This is a genomic window from Pseudomonas sp. AC252 (assembly GCF_979258105.1).
The window spans coordinates 3958064-3981780 of the sequence record NZ_OZ409837.1; the positions used below are offsets into that span (position 1 = coordinate 3958064).

Sequence of the window (23717 nt, forward strand, 5' to 3'; positions counted from 1 at the left end):
CCGGTCATGCACCGGCTTCGGCATTTGTCTGTGTGGCCTTTGTGCCGTCGGGCCGCGATTGCCCCTGGCGCGCTAAATCGTCGCGCGGGCCATTCGTTCTTGTTGATACGACCGGGTCTCCAGGTCACGCCGCCGATCAGCAAGGACTCCACGCATGAATGCCGCAGACGCACAGAAACTAGCCCGCCGCTTTATCGAATTGCCCCAGGACAAACGCCGTCTGTTCCTCGCCGGCATGGCCCGCGAAGGCATCGATTTTGCGCAGCTTCCGATGACCGCCTGCGACGGCATCGCCGAGCGTGACGGCCTGTCTTACGCGCAGCAGCGCATGTGGTTTCTCTGGCAACTGGAACCGACCAGCGCTGCCTACAACCTGCCGATGGCGGTGCGTCTGGATGGTGAGTTGCACGTCGAGGCACTGGAACAGGCCTTCAGCCGTCTGGCGGCGCGGCACGAATGTTTGCGCACCACCTTCGGCCAGGACGGCGAGCGGGCCTTCCAGCGTGTGGCCGAACCAAAGCCACTGAAGTTGCCCGTGACTGACCTGAGCGAGTTGCCCCAAGCCCAGCGCTGGCCGCTGGCGCAGCAGCACATGATGGTCGAGGCGACCCAGGCTTTCGATTTGCAGAACGGCCCGCTGCTGAGCCTGCGGCTGTTGCGCCTGGCCGCCAAGGAACACGTGCTGCTGCTGACCCTGCATCACATCATCGCCGACGGCTGGTCGATGAACATTCTGATCGACGAATTCATGCGCACCTACGACGCGTTGGTCGCCGGGCGTGAACCGACGCTGGCGCCGCTGACCGTGCATTACCGCGACTACGCGCTGTGGCAGCGCAGCTGGCTGGAGGCCGGTGAGCGCGAGCGGCAACTGGACTACTGGCGCACGCAACTGGGTGACGAACATCCCGTGCTGGAATTGCCCACCGACCGCGCTTATCCGGCGCAAGCCAGCCATCAAGGCGCACGCCTGGAAACGGTGATCGACGCCGCCCTGCGCGAAGAGCTGAAAAACCTTGCCCAGCGTCAGGGCGTGACCTTGTTCGTGGTGTTGCTGGCAGCGTTCAAGACCCTGTTGCATCGCTACAGCGGCCAGACCGATATTCGTGTTGGCGGGCTGATCGCCAACCGCACCCGCAGTGAAACCGAAGGGTTGATCGGCTTCTTCGTCAACACGCAGATCCTGCGCAGCGCGGTCACCGCACAAACGCCCTTCACTGAGTTGCTGCAGAACCTGCGCCAGGCTGCACTGGGCGCTCAGGCCCATCAGGATCTGCCGTTCGACGCCTTGATCGAAGCCCTGCAACCGGCGCGCAGCCAAAGCCACAATCCGCTGTTTCAAGTGATGTTCAACCACCAGCCGCTGGTCACCGATTTGCACCAGGCGCAACTCGCTTCAGGCTTGCGCGTGGGCTATCTGAGCGAGGAACAACTGGCCGGCAGCGCTCGGCAACACGCGGCCACCAGCGACCTGATGCTCGACACCCGCGAGGAGGGCGAGCAACTGTTTGCTGCCTTCACTTACGCCACGGATATTTTTGATGCCGCGACCATCGCCGCGCTGGCCGGGCATTGGCGCAACATTCTCCAGTCGGTGTGCCGCGACCCGCAGCAGTCGATCGGCGAAGTGGCGATGCTCGCCGACAGCGAACGGCAAGCGCTGATACAAGCGACTGCACCCGTGCCTCGGTTTACCAGCGTGCAAAGCCTGTTCGAAGCGCAAGTCGCGCGCACTGCGCAAGCCCCGGCGGTGCTGTTGGCCACAGCGCCCGCGCCGGCACTCAGCTACGACGAACTTAACACCCGCAGCAATCGTCTGGCCCATCAGTTGCGCGCACAGGGTGTCGGCCCGGACGTGCTGGTCGGCGTCGCGCTGGGGCGTTCGCTGGAACTGGCGGTGGCGCTGCTGGCCGTGCTCAAGGCCGGCGGTGCCTATGTGCCGCTGGATCCGCAGACCCCGGCCGAACGCTTGCGCCATGTGCTCGCTGACAGTGGTTTGAAACTGTTGCTCAGCGACCAGCAAAGCCTCGCCAGCCTGCCGCCACTCTACGGCATCGAGTGCCTGTGTCTGGAGCAATTGCCCACCAGCGGGCAGAGCGACAACCTGCCGGTCACTGTAGAGGCTGACAACCTCGCTTACGTGATCTACACCTCTGGCTCCACCGGGCGGCCGAAAGGCGTGGCGGTCAGTCATGGCGCGCTGAGCGAGTTCATCGCCCGCGCCATCGACTACAGCGATCTGCGCGAAGGTGACCGGGTTCTGCAATTCGCCACCAGCAGCTTCGACGGTTTCGTCGAGCAGTTTTTCCCGCCGCTGTGCCATGGCGCGAGCGTGGTCATGCGCGACGCGCCGTTGTGGGACAGCGCGACACTGCATCAGGTCATCATCGATCACGGCATCACCCTGGCCGACCTGCCCGCGGCCTACTGGTATTGGCTGGTGCAGGAATACGCGGCGAAACCGCCGGCCAGTTTCGGTGCGCTGCGGCAGATTCACGTCGGCGGCGAAGCCATGGCGGTGGATGGATTGCGCTTGTGGCAGCAGGCCGGCCTGGGGCATGTGCGTTTGCTCAACACTTACGGCCCGACCGAGGCCACGGTGGTCTCGACGATTCATGACTGCACCGCGCTGACCGCCCAAGACGTGTCGTGGCGCGGCATGCCGATCGGCCACGGACTGGCAGCGCGGCGTCTGTACGTGCTCGACGATGATCTGAACCTGCTGCCGCAAGGCGCGGTGGGCGAGTTGTACATCGGTGGGCCGGGGCTGGCGCGCGGTTATCAGCGTCAGCCGAGCCTCAGCGCCGAGCGTTTCATCGCCGACCCGTTTGCTGACGGCCAGCGCCTGTACCGCACCGGCGACCGTGCACGGCTGCGCAGCGATGGCGCGCTGGAGTACGTCGGCCGGGTCGATCATCAAGTGAAGATTCGCGGCTTCCGCATCGAACTGGGCGAGATCGAATCGCGCCTGCAGCAATCTCCGGGCGTTCGCGAAGCAGTGGTGCTGGCGGTGCCGTTCGCCGGCGGTGCGCAACTGGTCGCTTATGTAGTGACGGAGCCGGCAGTGCTTGCCAGCGCGGCGACGCAAACGGCGTTCCGTCAGCAGACCCGCGCCGCGCTGCAAGCCAGCCTGCCGGATTACATGGTGCCGGGGCAACTGTTGTTGCTGGCGAACCTGCCGCTGACACCGAGTGGCAAGCTCGACCGCAAGGCCTTGCCGACGCCGGATCCGGCGCAGTTGCAGGGCGATTACCGCGCTCCGCAATCGCCGGCCGAGCAGTGTCTGGCGCAGGTCTGGGCCGAGGTGCTGCACGTGCCGCGTGTGGGCCTGGGCGATCACTTTTTTGAACTGGGCGGCCATTCGTTGCTGGCCGCGCAGGTGATTGCGCGGGTCAAGGAGCAGATGGGCGTGGTGCTGCCGCTGCGCAGCCTGTTCGAAAAGCCGCTGCTGGCGGATCTCGCCGAGGTGCTCGGGCAACTGGCCGAGGCGAGCGGCGACGACGATTGGTCCGACCTGGATCAGTTCATGAATGCTTTGCAAGGAGAAGAAGTATGAGCGGCACGATGGCGGAACGTATTGCAAAAAGGTTCGTCGGCCTGCCGCTGGAACAGCGTCGGCTGTTTCTCGCCAAGCTGCGCGAGGAGGGCAAGGATTTCAGCCTGTTGCCGCTGCCGGTCAGCCGCCACGACTGCGCGCAGATTCCCCTGTCGTTCGCCCAGCAACGCCTGCTGTTTCTCTGGCAACTGGAACCGCACAGCGCCGCATACAATATGGCCGCTGGCTTGCGTCTGAAAGGCCGGCTGGATGAGTCGGCCCTGAGCCGCTCGTTCGATCATCTGCTGGCGCGCCATGAAGTGTTGCGCACGGTGTTTCACACTGACGGCGATCAAGCGCATCAGCTGATTCTCGAGCAGCAAAGTATTGCCCTGGAACGCTTCGATCTGACTGGCACCGCCGCGCAAGAGCGCGAAGAACTGCTCGCGCAACACGTGCAAGACGTCACCGCGCAACCGTTCGATCTGCGCCACGGCCCGTTGTTGCGCGCCAGCCTGTTTGCCTTGGCCGACGATGAGTTCGTGCTGGTGGTGAGCATGCATCACATCGTCTCTGATGGCTGGTCGATGGACGTCATGGTCAAGGAATTCGTGCAGTGCTATCAGGCGTTCAGCCTGCAGCGCGAGGCGCAATTGCCGGCGCTGCCGTTGCAGTACGCCGACTATGCAATCTGGCAGCGGCGCTGGCTGGAGGCCGGCGAGGGCGAGCGCCAGCTCGACTACTGGCGTCAGCAACTGGGCGACGAGCATCCGCTGCTGGAAGTGGCACCGGACTTTGCCCGCCCCCTGACCCAGAGCTTCGCCGGGCAGACCCTGAGCTTTGATTTCGGCACCGATCTGTCACAACAGCTCAACGTCTTCGCGCGCAGCCAGGGCATCAGCCTGTTCATGCTGGTGCTGGCCGGGTTCTCGCTGTTCCTTTCGCGTCTGGCCGGCGAGCGCGACATTCGTGTCGGCGTGCCGAATGCCAACCGTGGCCGCGCCGAAGTCGAGGGGCTGATCGGTTTCTTCGTCAACACCCAGGTGCTGCGTTGCCAGGTCGATGAGCGCGGCAGTTTCGCCGATTTGCTCGCGCAGGTGCGTGAAGCGGCGTTCGGCGCGCAGGCGCATCAGGAATTGCCGTTCGAGCAACTGGTCGACGAATTGGTCGCCGAACGCACCCTGGGCCACAACCCGCTGTTCCAGGCCAAGTTCAACCAGAACGTCGGCATGCAGAAACAGCGCTCGATGGCCTTGCCCGGCCTGACCGTCAGCGAATATCCGTTGGCCAAGGACGGCACGCACTTCGATCTGGCGCTGGACATCACCGACGACGGCGCACTGATCCACGGTCAGATGACCTATGCCAGCGATCTCTATCGGGCGGAAACAGTCGCCGGTTTTGTGCCGATGTTGCTGGATCTGTTTACCCAGTTGCTCGACTCGCCGCAGGCGCCATTGCACACGGTTGCCACACCGCGGCCTGCTGCGCTTGCCAGCCAACGCGAACCAGCGTTGACGGTGTTGCAACACTGGGCGCGTGAAGTGGCTCGGCAGCCGCAGGCGCTGGCGGCTCGTGATTTGCAGAAGACAATGACGTTCCAGGCGCTGGATCAGGAGGCCAATCGTCTCGCCCATTATTTGCGTGCGCAGGGCGTCAATGTCGGCGACCCGGTGGCGGTGCTGCTCGAGCGTTCGCTGGACTGGCTGACTTGCCTGCTGGCGATTTTCAAGGCTGGCGCGGTGTACATGCCGCTCGACGTCAAGGCGCCGAGCGCGCGCCTGAAGCAGATGCTCGGCGCTGCGCAGGCCCGTGCGCTGATCGGTGCTGAAGGCGATGCACGGCTCAGCGAATTGGCGGGTGAGGGCTGTCAGGGCCTGACGTTTACACCGGGGCAATGGCATTCGCTGCCGGCATCCGCGCCTGCGCTGGCGCTGTATGCGCAGTCGCCGGCCTACGTGATTCACACCTCCGGTTCCACCGGGCAACCCAAGGGCGTGCTGGTCAGCCACGGCGCGCTGGGCAGTTACGTGCGCGGCATACTCGAGCGTCTGGCGCCGGCGCCGGAGGCGAGCATGGCGCTGGTCTCGACCATCGCCGCCGACCTTGGCTTCACCGTGCTGTTCGGCGCGTTGTGCTCGGGCCGACTGCTGCATGTGCTGCCGGAAGAACTCGGCTTCGACCCGGATCGCTTTGCCGAATACATGGCCTGCCATCGCGTTGCCGTGCTGAAAATCGTCCCCGGGCATCTCGCCGCGCTGTTGCAGGCGGCCAAGCCTGCCGATGTGCTGCCGGAACACGCGCTGATCGTCGGCGGCGAAGCCTGTTCGCCGGCGCTGGTCGAGCGTGTGCAGCAACTGAAACCGGGCTGTCGTCTGATCAATCACTATGGCCCGAGCGAAACCACCGTGGGCGTGCTGACTCATGAGGTCGAAGAGCTCGCCGCGCTGGCGCGCAGTGTTCCAATCGGCACAGCGCTGGCCGGTGCCCATGTCTATGTGCTCGACGATGTGCTCAACCCGGTGGCCGATCAGGTTGCCGGTGAGTTGTACATCGGTGGCGACAGCGTTGCCCTGGGCTACCTGAATCAGCCGGGGCTCACCGCTGAGCGTTTCCTGCCTGATCCGTTTGGGAACCGCGGCGCGCGAGTGTACCGCAGTGGCGACCGGGTCCGGCGCAATCGCGAGCAGGCGCTGGAGTTCATCGGTCGTGCCGACGATCAGGTCAAAGTGCGCGGCTACCGTGTGGAGCCTGCGGAAGTCGCGCGGGTGTTGCTCAGCCTCGATGGCGTCAGCGAAGCCGCCGTGCTCGCGCTGCCACTGGATGACGATCCGGCGCGCCTGCAACTGCTGGCATGGTGCGTGCCGGCAGTGGGCGCGAAGGTGCAGGCGCAGGATCTGCGCGAGCAATTGCAGGCGCGGCTACCGGATTACCTGGTGCCGGCGCAGTTGCTGTTGCTCGATCACTTGCCGCTGACCGCCAACGGCAAGCTCGACAAGCGTGCCTTGCCAGTGCCCGGCGTGGTCAGCCAGCAGTTCGTCGCGCCGGTCGGTGAGATCGAGGAAAAACTCGCCGCGATCTGGGCCGAGGTGCTCAAGCTTGAAAGGGTCGGCAGCAGCGATAACTTCTTTGAACTGGGCGGCGACTCGATCCTCAGCTTGCAGATCATCGCCCGGGCCAAGCGCCAGGGGATCAAGCTGAGCCCCAAGCAGCTATTCGAAAAACAGACCATCGGCCAACTGGCCGCTGTGGCCAAACTGATCGAAGCCAAACCGGCTGCCATCGCGGCACCAGTGGCACGCGGGCCGTTACCGTTACTGCCAATCCAGGTGCGTTTCTTCGACACGCCGATTGCCCAGCGCCAGCACTGGAACCAGTCAGTGATGCTGCAACCGACCCTGGCGCTGGACGCCGTGCATTTGCGCAAGGCGCTGGCGGCGCTGGTCGAACAGCACGAGACTTTGGCCTTGAGCTTTGTGCAGTCGGGCGATAGCTGGCAGGCGTTGCCGCAGATTCAGCGCGATCCCGAACTGCTCTGCGCACGCGAGCTGGACAGCCTCGACGCTTTGCCGGCACTGGCCGACGCGGCGCAGCGCAGCCTGGACCTGCAACGCGGGCATTTGCTGCGCGCGGTGCTGGTCACTCTGCCGAACGCCGAGCAGCGCTTGTTGCTGGTGATTCATCACCTGGTGGTCGACGGCGTGTCGTGGCGCATTCTGCTCGAAGACTTGCAGCTGGCTTACCAGGCACTGGCGGCGGGGACGGCGCCCATTTTGCCAAGCCAGAGCAGTTCGCTGCACGACTGGGCCGGGCAATTGCACCGTTATGCTCAGAGCGAAACGCTGGCGGCCGAAAGCGCTTACTGGCAGCAGACTCTGGCGGCGGATAACTCGGCATGGCCACGAGATTTCGCCGTGGACAGCCAGACCCGCGCCCAGGCGGCCCGCGCCAGTACGCGCCTGAGCCAGACACTGACCGACAAACTGCTGAAAGTCGCCCCGGCGGCTTATCGCACGCAGATCAACGACCTGTTGCTCACGGCTTTGGCGCGGGTGCTGTGTGACTGGAGCGAGCAGCCTTCGGTGTTGATCCAGCTCGAAGGCCATGGTCGAGAAGACCTGTTCGACGACGTCGACCTGAGCCGCACGGTCGGCTGGTTCAGCAGCCTGTTCCCGGTGCGCCTGACCCCGCAGGCCAATCCCGCTGCATCGCTGTGTGCGGTCAAGGAACAACTGCGCGCGGTGCCGGGCAAAGGCATCGGTTATGGCGTGCTGCGTTACCTCACGCGTGCAGCCGAGTTGCAGACGCTGGCGCAACCACGGGTGACCTTCAATTATCTCGGCCAGTTCGACGGCGCGTTCAGCGCTGAGCAGGGCGCGTTGTTCCTGCCGAGCAGCGACAGCACCGGCGCCAATCAGGATGGGCAAGCGCCGCTGGGCAATTGGCTGAGTGTTGACGGTCAGGTCCTCGGTGGTGAGCTGGAACTGACCTGGACCTTCGGCACCGGCATGTACCGCGCCGAGACCATCGAGGCACTGGCCGAGGCTTATCGCCGCGAGCTGGAACGCCTGATCGAACATTGCTGCGCGAGCGGCGCCGGTGGCGTGACACCTTCGGACTTCAACCTCGCCCATCTCACCCAGGCGCAGTTGTCGGCGCTGCCGATGGCGCCGCGTGACATCGTCGATCTGTACCCGCTGTCGCCGATGCAGCAAGGCATTCTATTCCACAGCCGCAACGAGCCGGACAGCCCGGCCTACACCAATCAGCTGCGTGTCGACGTCGAGCAACTCGACGCCGAGCGCTTCCGCCAGGCCTGGCAGCAGACCGTCGATGCCCACGATATTCTGCGCACGGCGTTCGTCTGGCCGCAGGATGCCGCCGCGCCGGTGCAAGTGGTGCGCAGCCGCGTGCAGATGCCGTGGCAAGTGCAGGACTGGCGCGGTCGCGCTGATCTTGATGCCGCGCTTGATCATCTCGCCGCTGAAGATTTGCAACGTGGCTTCGATCTGCTCGACGCGCCGCTGTTACGCGTGACGCTGGTGCGCAGCGCTGAACACACCCATCACCTGATCTACACCTGCCATCACATCCTGATGGACGGCTGGAGCACTTCGCAGTTGTTCGGCGAAGTGCTGCAACGTTATGCCGGCATCGCGCCGAGCGCAGGGCAGGGGCGTTATCGCGATTACATCGAATGGCTCGGCCAGCGTGATCAGCAGGCCAGTCGACAGTTCTGGAGTGCGGCGCTGGCGGACCTTGAACAGCCGACGCGACTGGCCAGCGCCATGCCGGTCCGGCACGCGGCCAGCGGCTATGCCGATCACGAGCATGTGTTCAGCGAGCCGCTGACCGCCGATCTCAACCGCTTCGCCCGCGAGCAGAAAGTCACCCTCAACACGCTGGTACAAGCGGCGTGGCTGCTGCTGTTGCAGCGCTACACCGGCCAGGATCACGTGGCGTTTGGTGCGACGGTCGCCGGACGGCCAACCGATTTGCCGGGCGTCGAACAACAGATCGGTCTGTTCATCAACACCTTGCCAGTGGTGGCAGCGCCATCGCCGGAGATCGGCGTCAGCCAATGGCTGCAACAGGTGCAAGACCTCAACCTGGCCGTGCGCGAGCACGAACACACGCCGCTGTATGACATTCAGCGCTGGGCCGGTACGGGCGCCGGGGCGTTGTTCGACAGCATTCTGGTGTTCGAAAACTACCCGATGGCCGAGGCGTTGGCGCAGGGCCCTGAGACGGGCCTGAAGTTCTCGGCAATCCGCCGGCAGGAGCAGACCAACTATCCGCTGACGCTGGTGGCGATCACCGGCCGCGAGCTGAGTCTGGGCGTAAGTTACGATCAGGCCAGCTTCGACGCTCAAGCGATCAGTACATTGAGTGGGCAGTTGCAAGGCCTGCTCGAGCAATTCCTCGCCGACGCCACGCAGCCGCTGGGTGCGCTGCAACTGCTCGCCGAGCCACAATGGCAACAAGTGATCGAGTGGGGCAAGGCGCCGGTTGCCACGCCGGATCAACGCACGGTGCTGGCGCACATCGCCGCGCAAGTGCAACGTCAGCCGCAGGCGAACGCGGTGCTGTTCGCTGAGCAATCCATCGCTTACCAAAACCTCGATGCCCGGGCCAATCGTCTGGCGCACAAGCTGCAAGGCATGGGCGTCGGGCCGGAAGTGCGCGTCGGCGTGTGCATGCGCCGCACGCCGCAGATGCTGGTCGGCTTGCTGGCGATCCTCAAGGCCGGTGGCGCCTACGTGCCGCTTGACCCGGATTATCCGCAGGAGCGCTTGCTGCACATGCTCGACGACAGCCGCGCGGCGGTGCTGCTCACCGAGCCGGCGGCGTTGGCGATGCTGCCCGAAACCTTGAGTGCGCAGGTGCTGCTGGTGGACGAGAACGTCGCCAGCGCATGCCCGGCCACTGCGCCTGTGGTGAATATCGCGGCAGACAATCTGGCGTACGTGATCTACACCTCCGGCTCCACGGGAAAGCCGAAAGGCGTAGCCATCAGCCACGGCAATCTGTCGGCGCTGATTCAATGGTCGGCTGGGGTCTATCGTGAAGAACAATTGCGCGGCGTGCTCGCTTCGACGTCGATCTGCTTCGATCTGTCGGTGTGGGAAATCTTCGTCACGCTGGCCTGCGGTGGCTGTCTGATATTGGCCGACAACGCCCTGGCGCTGGCCGATTTGCCGGCGCGCGAGCAGGTCACGCTGATCAATACCGTGCCGTCGGCGATTGCCGCGTTGCAACGGGCGGGACAGATTCCGGCTTCGGTCGGCACCATCAATCTGGCCGGCGAACCGCTCAAGCAGAGTCTGGTTGACAGCCTCTACGCCAGCACTCAGGTGCAGCAGGTCTACGATCTTTACGGCCCGTCGGAGGACACCACTTATTCGACTTTCACCCTGCGCAACCCGCAGGGCCGGGCGAACATTGGCCGGCCGCTGGACAACACCGTGGCCTACCTGCTCGACAGTCAGTTGCAGGTGCTGCCCGAGGGCGTGGCGGCCGAGCTGTACCTCGCTGGCGCCGGGGTGACGCGCGGCTATCTGCGCCGCGCCGCGCTGACCGCCGAACGCTTTGTGCCGAATCCTTACGCAGCCAATGGCGAGCGCCTGTACCGCACCGGCGATCTGGTGCGCCAGGGCGACGATGGCAACATCGAGTACATCGGTCGCGCCGACCATCAGGTGAAGATTCGCGGTTTCCGCATCGAGCTCAGCGAGATCGAAGCGCGCGTGTTGGAACTCGACGATATTCGCGAGGCGGTGGTACTGGCGCAGGACGGCGCCGCCGGCAAACACCTGCATGCCTACCTCGTCGCTGCGCCGGACAGCGAACGGTCGACGCTGGCCGAGCGGGTGCGCAGTGCGTTGGCCAGTCGCTTGCCGGCGCACATGCTGCCGGGGCATCTGCATCTGATCGACGCGATCCCGCTGACGCCCAACGGCAAGCTCGATCGCAAGGCGCTGATGGCGTTGGGCGAGAGCCCGACGCAGGAGCAATACCAGGCGCCGCAAAGCGATCTGCAATGGGAGGTCGCGACGATCTGGCAGGAGGTTCTGGAAGTCGAGCGGGTAGGGCTGGCGGACAACTTCTTCCAGCTCGGCGGCCATTCGTTATTGGCGACGCTGGTGGTGACCCGGGTGCAGGAGCGCCTCGGCGACAAGGTGCCGCTCAAGGCGTTGTTCGAGACCGACACCCTCAAGGATTTCTGCGCGCGGATCGCAGCGCTGCGCGTCGAAATGTCGCCCGTTCAGGATGAATTGGCTAAATCACTGGAGGCCCTCAAACGTCTATCCCTCGATGATCTGGAAAAACTGATTTCTTGAGAGGGAAAAACGCGTGCAAGAGTTAATCGAGTCGGTAGGACAACTTTCGGCTAAGCAAAGAAAGGCTCTGGCGATTCTGCTCAAGCAGAAAGGCGTCAACCTCTTTGACATTGCCCCGGTTTTCAAGCGCACGGCTGAAGAGCCGTTGCTGCTGTCCTACGCTCAGCAGCGCCAGTGGTTCCTCTGGCAGTGGGCACCGCACAGCGCGGCCTACAACATTCCGACGGCCCTGCGCTTGCAGGGGCCGCTGGATGTGCCGGCACTGGAACGCAGCATTGCGGCGCTGATCGAGCGCCACGAAACCTTGCGCACCGTATTCACTCAAGACAGCGCACAACCCTTGCAAGTGGTCCTGCCCGCAGGACCCTTTGCGTTGGAGATTCATCACCTGCGCGCTGATCCGGCGAATGACCCGGAGCACTCGATCGAAGCTTTCGTCCAGACCCAGAGCCAAAAGACTTTCGACCTGCAGCACGGCCCGTTGCTGCGTGCCGCGCTGCTGCAGGTCAACCCGGATGAGCATGTGCTGGTGCTGACCCTGCACCACATCGTTTCCGATGGCTGGTCGCTGCAAGTGATGATCGAGGAACTGGTGCAGCTCTATGCCGGTTTCAACCTCGGTCACGACGCCGGTCTGCCGGCCCTGCCGATTCAATACGCCGATTACGCCTTGTGGCAGCGCCAGTGGATGGAGGCCGGTGAGCAGGAGCGCCAACTGGCCTACTGGCAGGAAAAGCTCGGCGGCGAACAACCGGTGCTGGAACTGCCGCTGGATCGCCCGCGCGCGGTCGATCAAAGCTTTGCCGGCGCCAGCCATAACCTGATTCTCGACACGGCGCTATGCAATGCCCTCAAGGCCTTTGCCCGGCAGGAAAACGTCACCCTGTTCGTGTTGCTGCTGGCTTCGTTTCAGGCCTTGCTGCATCGCTACAGCGGGCAAAGCGACATCCGTGTCGGCGTGCCGGTGGCCAACCGTGGCCGGGTGGAAATCGAGCGGTTGATTGGCTTCTTCGTCAACACCCAGGTGCTCAAGGCGGACATCGACGCAGAGCTGCCGTTTATCGAACTGCTGCGTCAGGTCAAACAGACCGCGCAGGAGGCGCAGGCGCATCAGGATTTGCCGTTTGAGCAACTGGTCGAAGCGCTGGAGCCGGGCCGCAGCCTCAGCCACAGTCCGCTGTTCCAGGTGATGTTCAACCACCAGGCCGAGCGCCGTGCGAGCGTCGCCACGCGCCTGAACGGCCTGAACATCGAACCGCTGGAATGGCAGAGCCAGACCGCGCAATTCGACCTGACACTCAACACCACCGAACAGGCCCACGGCATCGAAGCCGTGCTCAAGTACGCCACTGACCTGTTCGACGCCGCGACCATCGAGCGCCTGGCGCAGCACTGGACTGCGCTTTTGCAAGCGATCGTCGCCGAGCCGAGCCAGCGCATCGGCCAATTGTCGATGATCGACGCCGGCCAGCAGCAACAGCTGTTGGCGCAATGGAATCCGCCGCTGATTGAACAACCGCTGACCCAGTGCCTCCAGCAAGCCATCGAGGCCCAGGCTGAGCTGCATGCCGATGCGGTGGCGGTGACCTTTGTCGGGCAGCGCCTCACCTACGCAGAACTCAACCGCCGCGCTAATCAGTGGGCGCACACCCTGATCGAACGAGGTGTCGGCCCGGACGTGCGCGTCGGCGTTGCGGTCGAGCGTTCGCTGGACATGATCGTCGCCATTCTCGCGGTGCTGAAGGCCGGCGGCGCCTATGTGCCGCTGGACCCGAGCTACCCGGATGACCGCTTGAGCTACATGATCGACGACAGCGGAATTTACTTGCTGTTGACCCAGGGGCATTTGCTCGGGCAATTGCCGCTGCCGCCGGGGCTGATCTGCCTCGATCTGGATCAAACGCCGGAGCACGGCATCGCAAGCAACCCGCCATGCCTGACCACGCCGGACAATCTGGCCTACGTCATCTACACCTCCGGTTCCACCGGCAAACCCAAGGGCGCGCTACTGCCGCACGGCAACGTGATGCGCCTGTTCAGCGCCACCGAGCACTGGTTCGATTTCGGCGCGCAGGACAGCTGGACGCTGTTCCATTCCTACGCGTTCGACTTTTCCGTGTGGGAGATTTTCGGCGCGCTGTTGTACGGCGGCAAACTGGTGGTCGTGCCGCACGACGTCAGCCGTTCGCCGGCGGATTTCTACACGCTGCTGTGCGATGAAAACGTCACGGTGCTGAACCAGACACCGTCTGCGTTCAAGCCGTTGATGCAGGTCGCCTGCGAGTCGAGCCGCAGTAATGCCCTGCGTTACGTGGTGTTCGGCGGCGAGGCTTTGGAAGTACAGAATCTGCGTCCGTGGTTCGAGCGTTTTGGCGACCGCACGCCGACGCTGATCAACATGTACGGCATCACCGAAACCACCGTGCACGTGACTTACCGACCGTTGTCGCTGGCGGATCTGCAGAGCAATCACAGCAGCCCGATCGGCGCGCCGATTGTCGACCTGTCGTGGTACTTGCTCGACAGCTCGCTCAACCTGGTGCCACAAGGCTGCATCGGCGAGTTGTACATTGCTGGCGCCGGTCTGGCCCGTGGTTATCTGAATCAGGCCGGCATGACCGCCACCCGCTTCGTGCCCGACCCGTTCAACCGCAAGGCTGGCCAGCGTCTGTACCGTACCGGCGACCTCGCACGCCTGCGCGGCGATGGGGTGATCGAGTACATCGGCCGTATCGACCAGCAAGTGAAAATCCGTGGTTTCCGCATCGAGCTCGGTGAAATCGAAGCGCAACTGCTCAAGCATCCACAGGTGCGCGAAGCGGTGGTGCTGGCGGTGGACGGCCTCAGCGGCCAGCAACTGGCGACCTGGGTCGTGCCGGTTGAGACATTGAACGGCGACGAGCAGGGCGCGCTGCGTGATTCGATCAAGGCGCACCTGCGCGAAACCCTGCCGGATTACATGGTCCCGGTCAGTTGGGCGTTCCTCGACCGACTGCCGCTGACCGCCAACGGCAAGCTCGATCGCAAGCAACTGCCGCAACCGGACGTTGCGCAAGTGCTGGAGGCCTACGCGGCGCCGCGCAGTGAACTGGAGCAGCGTCTGGCCGAGATCTGGCAGGACGTGCTCAAAGTCGAACGGGTCGGGCTTCACGACAACTTTTTCGAGCTGGGCGGCGATTCGATCATTTCGATTCAAGTGGTCAGCCGCGCGCGGCAGGTCGGTATCCGCTTTACGCCCAAGGACATTTTTCAGCACCAGACCGTGCAGCGTCTGGCCACCGTCGCGCAACAAAGCGACGCCGTGCAAACGGAGCAGGGCGAGGTGCTCGGCGATGCGCCGCTGACGCCGATCCAGCAGTATTTCTTCCACAGCGACATCCCGGCGCGCCACCACTGGAACCAGTCGATCCTGCTGACCCCGGCGAAAACCCTGCAAGCCACTGCGCTGCAACAGGCCCTGGCGCAGGTGCAAAAACAGCATGACGCCTTGCGTCTGCGTTATCGCCAAACCGAGCAGGGCTGGCAGCAAAGCCACGGCGCGGCGGATCAGCCACAAGACTTGTTGCGCAGCTTTACGCTGGACGACAGCGCGGCATTGCCAGCGCTGTGCCTGGACCTGCAACGCAGCCTCGACCTGCACAACGGCCCGCTGATTCGCGCGGCGCTGATCGATTTGCCGGACGCCAGTCAGCGTCTGCTGCTGGTGATTCATCACCTGGTGGTCGATGGCGTGTCGTGGCGAATCCTGCTCGAAGACCTGCAAAGCGCCTATCAGCAGATCAGCAGCGGACAGCGCGTGCATCTGCCGGCCAAGACCAGCGCGTTCAAGGATTGGGGCTTGCGCCTGCAAGAGCACGCGCGCAGCGCGGCGCTGGGCAGCGAACTGAGTTACTGGCGCGAGCAGTTGCGCGACGCGCCGCTCGGTTTACCGCTGGATAATCCGCAGGGTCAATTGAACAACCGCTTCGAACGCAGCGTCGACACGCGACTGAACGCCGAACGTACCCGCCAATTGCTGCAACAGGCTCCGGCGGTCTACCGCACTCAAGCCAACGACCTGCTGCTGACCGCACTGGCGCGGGTGCTCTGCGAGTGGACCGCTAGCGACAGTGCGCTGGTGCAGCTCGAAGGCCATGGCCGCGAAGACCTCTTCGATGACATCGACCTGAGCCGCACCGTCGGCTGGTTCACCAGCATGTTCCCGGTACGCCTGACGCCAAACGCCAGCCTGGAAAGCTCGATCAAAGGCATCAAGGAGCAACTGCGCGCGATTCCCAACAAGGGCATCGGCTACGGCTTGCTGCGTTATCTCGGCACGGCCGACGCACAAGCGGCACTGCATGAATTGGCGCAACCGCAGGTGACGTTCAACTACCTCGGCCAGTTCGATAACAACTTTGACGAAGACGCCTTGTGGCGGCCAGCCACCGAGGACAAGGGCGCCGGTCAGGACGAAAACGCACCGATGGCCAACTGGCTGACCATCGATGGCCGGGTTTATCAGGGCCAGTTGAGCCTGACCTGGACTTACACCAGTGACGTCTTCGAAGAAGCGACCATTGCCGCTCTGGCCCGCGCCTACGAAGTGGCACTGAACGAATTGATCGACCACTGCCTCAGCCATGCGGGCGGCCTCACGCCGTCTGACGTGCCGCTGGCCGGTTTGACCCAGGCGCATCTGGACAGCCTGCCGATTGCCGCCCAGCGCATCGAGGACATCTATCCGCTGGCGCCGATGCAGCAGGGCATTCTGTTCCACAGCCTGTACGACGCGGACGCCAGCGCCTACGTCTATCAGATGCTGCTGGACATCGACGGCCTCGACGTTGCGCGGTTCCAGCAAGCCTGGCAGCGCGTGGTCGATCGCCATGAAGTGCTGCGCGCCGGTTTCATCTGGGGCCGCGACGGCCTCGATGCGCCGTTGCAGGTGATCAATCGCCAACTGACCCTGGAAATGCCGGAAATCGATGTGCGCGATGCCGCTGATCTGCCGGCCGTGCTTGAGGCGCGGGCGCAAGCCGACCGTGAACGCGGCTTCGATCTGCAGAATCCACCGCTGCTGCGCCTGTGCCTGCTGCGCACTGCCGACGATCGCCATAGGCTGATTTTCACTTGTCACCACATCCTCATGGATGGCTGGAGCAACTCGCGCATGTTCGGCGAAGTGCTGCAGGATTACGCCGGCCAGCCGGTGCCGAGCGCGCAGGGCCGCTATCGCGATTTTCTGGTCTGGCTGCAGGGCCAGGACAAGGCCGCCGCGCAGGACTTCTGGCGCGGGCAACTGGCCGAACTCGACGAACCGACCCGACTGGCCTCGGCGTGTCATGGACGCACCGTACCGGGGCCGGGCAAACAGATGCATCGTCTGCATTTCGATGAAGCGTTGACCCAGCGCCTGAACCACTTCTCCCGTCAGCAACAGGTGACCCTCAACAGTCTGGTGCAGGCGGCATGGCTGCTGGTGTTGCAGCGCTACACCGGCCAGGCCACGGTGGCGTTTGGCGCTACGGTTTCCGGGCGGCCGGTGGATCTATCGGGCATCGAAGAACAGTTAGGGCTGTTCATCAATACCTTGCCAGTGATCGCCAGCCCGCAGGCCAGCCTCAGCGTCGGCGATTGGGTGCGCAGCGTGCAGGACAAGAACCTGCTGTTGCGCGACTACGAACAGACGCCGTTGCAAGACATTCAGCGTCTGGCCGCGTTGAGTGGCGAAGCGTTGTTCGACACCTTGCTGGTGTTCGAGAACTATCCGGTGTCCGATGCGTTGGAGGCCAATCCGGGCGGGCTGGGTTTTTCCGGTCTGGAGCATCGCGAGCAGACCAACTACGGCCTGACCCTGATCGCTGGCGCCAGCGAAGTGCTCAACCTCGATTTCAACTACCTCACCGAGCACTTTGCCGAGCGCAGCGTGCTCGCTCTGGCCGCGCATCTGCGTGAAGTGCTCGAGCAATTTATCCAGGCGCCGCAGCGGGCACTCGGCGAGATCGCTCTACTGCCGTTGGCCGAGCGTCAAACGCTGGCGCAGTGGAACGACAATCACGCGGCTTATCCGGCCGAGCGGTTGATTTCACAGAGCTTTGAAGCACGGGTGGCGGCGCATCCGCAGGCACTGGCGTTGAGTCATGCCGGCGTGGCCCTGAGCTACGGCGAACTGAACCGGCGGGCAAACCAGTTGGCTCGGCATTTGGTGACGCTGGGTGTCACCGCCGAAGTGCGCGTCGGCGTGGCGCTGCCGCGTTCGGCGGAACTGGTGATCGCCCTGATGGCAGTGCTCAAAGCCGGCGGCACCTACGTGCCGCTGGACCCGGACTACCCGGCCGACCGCCTGGCCTACATGCTCGATGACAGCCAGGCGAAAGTTCTGCTGACCCAGCAGGCGTTGCTGGCGCAACTGCCGTCCAGCGAAGCGCAGGTGGTGCTGGTCGAGGCCGGCGGCGAGGCGTTTGCATCGCAGGCGCCGGACAACCTGCCGGCGCGCGCCAATTCGGCCAATCTGGCCTACGTGATCTACACCTCCGGTTCCACCGGCAAACCGAAAGGCGTGGCCATCGCCCATCGCAACGTACAGGCACTGATTCACTGGTCCGCCGAGGTCTACAGCGAGGACGATCTGCAAGGCGTGCTGGCCTCGACGTCGGTGTGCTTCGACCTGTCGGTGTGGGAGATTTTCGTCACCCTGGCGCGTGGCGGGTCCATGGTCATGGCGCGCAATGCTCTAGAGCTACCGGACTTGCCCGAGCGTGATCAGGTGCGCCTGATCAACACCGTGCCGTCGGCGATTGCCGCGTTGCAACGCATCGGCCAGATCCCGCCGGGCGTGCGCATCATCAATCTGGCCGGCGAGCCGCTCAAGCAGGCACTGGTCGACACGCTGTACCGCGAGACTTCGGTCGCCCACGTCTACGATCTGTACGGGCCTTCCGAAGACACCACGTATTCGACCTGGACCCTCCGCGAACTCGGCGGTCAGGCCAATATTGGCCGGCCATTGCGCAACACCACTGCGTACCTGCTCGACGAGCAATTGCAGGAAGCGCCGGTCGGCGTCGCAGCGGAGCTGTATCTGGCCGGTGAGGGCATCACCCGTGGCTATCTGTCGCGCCCGGGACTGACTGCCGAGCGTTTCGTGCCGAATCCGTTGACGAGCAACGGCGAGCGCATGTACCGCACCGGCGACCTGACGCGTTTCATCGATGACGGCCGTATTGAATACGTCGGCCGCATCGACCATCAGGTCAAAGTGCGCGGCTTCCGTATCGAGCTCGGCGAAATCGAAGCGCGTCTGCTGGCCCAGGCCAGCGTGCGCGAAGGCGTGGTGCTGGCGGTGGATGGCGTTGGCGGCCAGCAATTGGTGGCTTATGTGGTACCGACCGAGGCCGATCAAAGCCCCGCGCAATTGGATGAGCTGAGCACTGCGCTGCAAGCCGCGCTCAAGGCGCATCTGCCGGACTACATGGTGCCGGCGCAGTGGCTGTTCCTTGAGCAATTGCCGTTGACACCCAACGGCAAACTCGATCGCAAGGCTTTGCCGGCGCCGGATGCCAGCCAGGCACAACGCGATTACGTCGCGCCATCGACGCCGCTGGAGCAGCAACTCGCCGAGGTCTGGCAGGACATTCTGAAAATCGAGCGGGTCGGCGTGACCGATAATTTCTTCGCCCTCGGCGGTGATTCGATCGTCTCGATCCAACTGGTCAGCCGTGCGCGTCAGCAGGGCATTTGCTTCACGCCCAAAGACCTGTTCCAGCAGCAGACGGTGCAGAAACTGGCCGCAGTGGTTTCGCTTGAAGACGCACAATCCGCCAGCGCCGGCGACTACCCGTTGGCGCAACTGGATCAGGCGCAGCTCGATGCGTTGCCGGTGCCGGCGGAGCTGATCGAAGACGTCTATCCGCTGTCGCCGATGCAGGAGGGCATGCTCTTCCACACCCTGTCGGATAACGGCAGCAGCCTTTACGTGCAACAGGTCAGCCTGCCGATCAAGGGCCTCGACGTTGAGCGTTTCCGCCGGGCCTGGGAATTCATCATTGTGCGTCAGGCGATCCTGCGCACCAGTTTCCATTGGCAGGACGGTCTGGCCAAACCGCTGCAGGTGGTGCATCGCCATGCGCCGTTGCAGATGCAGGTGCTCGATTGGCGTGGGCAGGACTGCAGCGAGGCGGCGATTGCCGAGTTCGCCAGCGCCGATCGCGCGCTGGGCTTCGACTTGTCCGAAGCGCGATTGCAGCGGGTAACCCTGCTGCAGCTGGGCGACGAGCAGTACCAGATGATCTGGACCAGCCACCACATTCTGATGGACGGCTGGAGCAGTTCGCGGCTGTTCGGCGAGGTTTTGCAGTACTACTCCACGGGCGAGGTGACTGGCGAAAATGGCCGTTATCGCGACTTCATCGCCTGGTTGCAGGCGCAGGATCAGGATGCGCAAGAGCTGTTCTGGAAGGCGCGTCTGGCGGTGGTCAACGAACCGACCGCGCTGAGTCAGGCGATGCACCCGCGTCACAGTGCCGACGTTACCGGTCACGATGCGCTCTATTCGAACTGGGACAAAGCGCAAACCGCGCGTCTGCTGGAGTTCTGCCGCGACCTGCGCATCACCCCCAACACGCTGATCCAGGGCGCGTGGCTGCTGCTGTTGCAACGCTACACCGGCCAACAGACGGTGACCTTCGGCGCCACCGTATCGGGGCGTCCGGAAAGTCTGCCGAACGTCGGCAACATGCTCGGCCTGTTCATCAACACGTTGCCGATCATTCAGACCCCACAGGCCGATCAGCGTCTGGCCGACTGGCTGGGGGAAGTGCAGGCCTACAACCTCGACATTCGCGATTACTCCCAGGCACCGCTGGCCGATGTGCAGCGCTGGTCGAACCTTGGTGGTCAGGCGCTGTTCGACAGCATCGTGGTGTTCGAAAACTTCCCGATCGACGAGCGCTTGCAGGAAGAAACCGACACCGAGCTGACCTTCGGCAAATCCATCGGCCACGGCGTGACCAACGTGCCGATGGACCTTGCGGTGATGCTCGGCGACGAGTTGTCGATCGAGTACCTGTACCTGCGCAGCCACTTCAGCGCCGCGGCGGTAGAAGGCATTCGCCTGACCCTGGAAAACACCCTCGCGGCGATGATGGCTGCGCCGTATGAGCGGCTGGGCAACTTGCAGCGTCTGTCCGCCGAGCAATGGCAAGCGGCGCAGGCCTGGAGCGCCGAGCCTTCCCACCGCCATGCGCCGCAGTTGCTGCCGGAGCTGATCAGCCGTCATGCGCAACAGCAACCCGATGCGATCGCGGTGCAATGCGCCGGCGAGAGCCTGAGCTACGCCGAACTTGAGCGGCAGGCCAATCGACTCGCGCAGTGCCTGATCGCCCACGGCGCCGGGCCGGAAGTGGTGATCGGCGTGGCATTGCCGCGTTCGCTGGAAATGCTGGTGAGCTTCCTCGCCGTGCTCAAGAGCGGTGCGGCGTACGTGCCGCTGGACATTGATTATCCGCCGGAGCGTCTGGCGTACATGATCGAAGATTCGCGCATGGCCCTGCTGCTGACGCAAACCAGCCTGCGCGCGACGTTGCCTGCACCACAAGGCGTGCGGCGTCTGGAAATCGATCAACTCGATCGCAGTCTTTACAGCGACGCTGCCCCGGTCTGCGATGTTCACGAGCAGAGCCTGGCGTACTTGGTTTACACCTCCGGTTCCACCGGGCGGCCGAAAGGCGTGGCCGTGACCCAGGGACCGCTGAGCATGCACTGCCAGGCCATTGCTGAGCTGTACGAAATGGACGCGAGCAGTTGCGAGTTGCACTTCATGTCGTTCGCTTTCGACGGCGCTCACGAACGCTGGCTGAGTACCTTGTACAGCGGCGGTCGTCTGGTGATTCGCGACGGTTGTCTGTGGACGCCGGAGCAGACCTATCAGGCCCTGCACGATTACGGCGTGACCATCGCCTGCTTCCCGCCGGCCTATCTCAAACAACTCGCCGAGTACGCCGCCGCCAGTGGCATCGCACCACCGCCAGTGCGCATCTACTGCTTCGGTGGCGATGCGGTGCCGGAGCAGACCTTCGAACAGGTCAAAGCCGCGTTGCGTCCGCAGTTCTTCACCAACGGCTACGGCCCGACCGAAACCGTGGTCACGCCGATGCTCTGGAAAGTCGCCATCAGCCAGCACTGCGAAGCGGCCTATGCACCGATCGGCCGCGCGGTGGGTGCGCGGTCGCTGTACGTGCTCGACGACGATCTGAATCCCCTGCCGCCGGGCTTTGCCGGTGAGCTGTACATCGGCGGTTACGGTGTCGCTCGCGGTTATTACGAGCGCCCCGACCTGACCGGCGAACGCTTCGTGCCCAATCCGTTTGCCCTCGGCGAGCGCCTGTACCGCAGCGGCGATCTGGTGCGGCGTCGCGCGGACGGCGTAGTCGATTACGTCGGGCGCATCGACCATCAGGTCAAGGTCCGCGGCTTCCGCATCGAGCTGGGCGAAGTCGAGGCCAGCCTGCGTCAGTTGCCGGAAGTCAGCGATGCGCTGGTGATTGCCCGCGACAATGCCTCCGGCAAGCAATTGATCGGTTACGTGGTCACTGCCACAGGCGATGATATCGGCGATGAACTCAAGGCCGGGCTGCGCGCTTCGCTGCCGGAATACATGGTGCCAGCACAGATCGTCTGCCTCAGTGCGTTCCCGGTTACGCCCAACGGCAAACTCGATCGCAAGGCACTGCCGGAGCCGGAGTTCAAAAACGACGAATATGTTGCCCCGCGCACCGAGCAGGAATGCCTGCTGGCGGAAATCTGGGCGCAGGTGTTGCAGGTCGGGCAGGTCGGTATCAGCGATAACTTCTTCGAACTGGGCGGCGATTCGATCCTCAGCCTGCAAGTGATCTCGCGGGTGAGAAACCATCCGACCCTGCAGATGGAGCTGAAGCTGCGCGATCTGATGCGCTATCAAACCATCGCCGGCATTCTCGAGCAGCAAGTCGCGAAGGAGGGCACTGGGCAAGCGCTGCCGGACCTGACTCAGGTTGCCGCAGAGGGCGCGTTCAATCTGCTGCCGATCCAGGAGTGGTTCTTCGCCGAAGGCATGGCCGAGGCGCATCACTACAACCAGTCGTTGCTGCTCAGCGCACGTCAGCCGCTGGATCTCGATGCACTCGAACAGGCGCTGGGCTTGATCGAACAACATCACGATTCGCTGCGCCTGCGTTTTTCCAACGACGGTAGGCGCTGGTTGCAGCGCTATAGCACCCGCTTGTCCGACGAGGCTGTGCTGTGGCGCCGCGAAGCGCAAAGCAGCGAAGAGGTCGAAGCCTTGGCCAACCTCGCGCAGCGCAGCCTCAAACTTGATGACGGGCCGGTCTGGCGGGTCATGCACGTGGCCTTGCCGGATGGTCAGGCGCGCTTGCTGGTGGTGATTCATCACCTGGTGGTCGACACCGTGTCGTGGCGGATTCTGCTCGACGACCTGAAAGTCGCTTATGAAGCGTGCGTGCAGGGGCTGCCGCCACAACTGCCGATTCGCACCAGCAGTTACCGTTCGTTTGCCGAGGCATTGCAGGCGCAGGCGCCAGTGATTGCCGAACAGGAGCTGAGCTATTGGCTGGAGCAACTGGATCAACCCGGCGTTGATCTGCCGTGCGACAACCCGCGCGGCAAGAACCTTGTGCGGCAACAGGCGCAGGCGCGGCTCAAGCTGTCCCGCGAGCACACCGAACAACTGCTCAAACAGGCCCCGGCGGTGTACGGCACGCAGATCAACGACTTGCTGTTGTCAGCGCTCAGCCGCGCGCTGTGCCGCTGGAGCCAGCAACCGTCGGTGTTGATCCTGCTCGAAGGGCACGGCCGCGAAGACCTCTTCGAATCGATCGACCTGAGCCGCAGCCTCGGCTGGTTCACCAGCATGTTCCCGGTGCGTTTGCACCCGGACAGCGACGACATCGGCCAGTCGATCATCGATGTGCAGGCGCAACTGGCGGGCGTGCCGCAGAAGGGCATCGGCTACGGCGTGTTGCGTCATCTGGCCGGGCCGGAAATCTCGGCGCAACTGGCCGGATTGCCGCAGGCACGGGTTACCTTCAACTACCTCGGGCAGTTCGACCAGAGCTTCGATGAACAGGCGTTGCTGGTGCCGGCACTGGAAGAGACCGGCGACAACTACAGCCTCAAGGCGAATCTGGGCAACTGGCTGGAAATCGTCGGCCAGGTCTATGACGGGCAACTGGCGTTGCGCTGCATTTACAGCAGTCAGCGTTACCGCGCCGGCACCATGGATGCGCTGATGAGCGATTACCAGCGTGAGCTTGAAGCGTTGATCGAGCATTGCATGGCACGGGTGGGTTGATCGCCCGGTCTTT

At 63.8% G+C, this 23717-nt stretch carries 3 protein-coding genes; all 3 read left to right on the forward strand.

Going from position 1 to position 23717, the window contains the following annotated elements; translation table 11 throughout:
- Nucleotides 1–154 precede the first annotated feature (154 nt).
- The 3 genes from ACZZZ4_RS18045 to ACZZZ4_RS18055 are packed head-to-tail and all read left to right on the forward strand — an operon-like array spanning nucleotide 155 to nucleotide 23704.
- Nucleotides 155–3556: an amino acid adenylation domain-containing protein gene (locus ACZZZ4_RS18045; RefSeq protein ID WP_463548361.1), complete on the forward strand. Its 3402-nt coding sequence runs from the start codon at nucleotides 155–157 to the stop codon at nucleotides 3554–3556.
- On the forward strand, nucleotides 3553–11376 hold the full coding sequence (locus ACZZZ4_RS18050; RefSeq protein WP_463548362.1) for an amino acid adenylation domain-containing protein: 7824 nt from the start codon (nucleotides 3553–3555) through the stop codon (nucleotides 11374–11376). The genes ACZZZ4_RS18045 and ACZZZ4_RS18050 overlap by 4 nt, the downstream gene beginning before the upstream one ends.
- Nucleotides 11377–11389: 13 nt before the next feature.
- Nucleotides 11390–23704, forward strand: a complete 12315-nt coding sequence (locus ACZZZ4_RS18055) for a non-ribosomal peptide synthase/polyketide synthase (protein WP_463548363.1) — start codon at nucleotides 11390–11392, stop codon at nucleotides 23702–23704.
- Nucleotides 23705–23717: the final 13 nt, after the last annotated feature.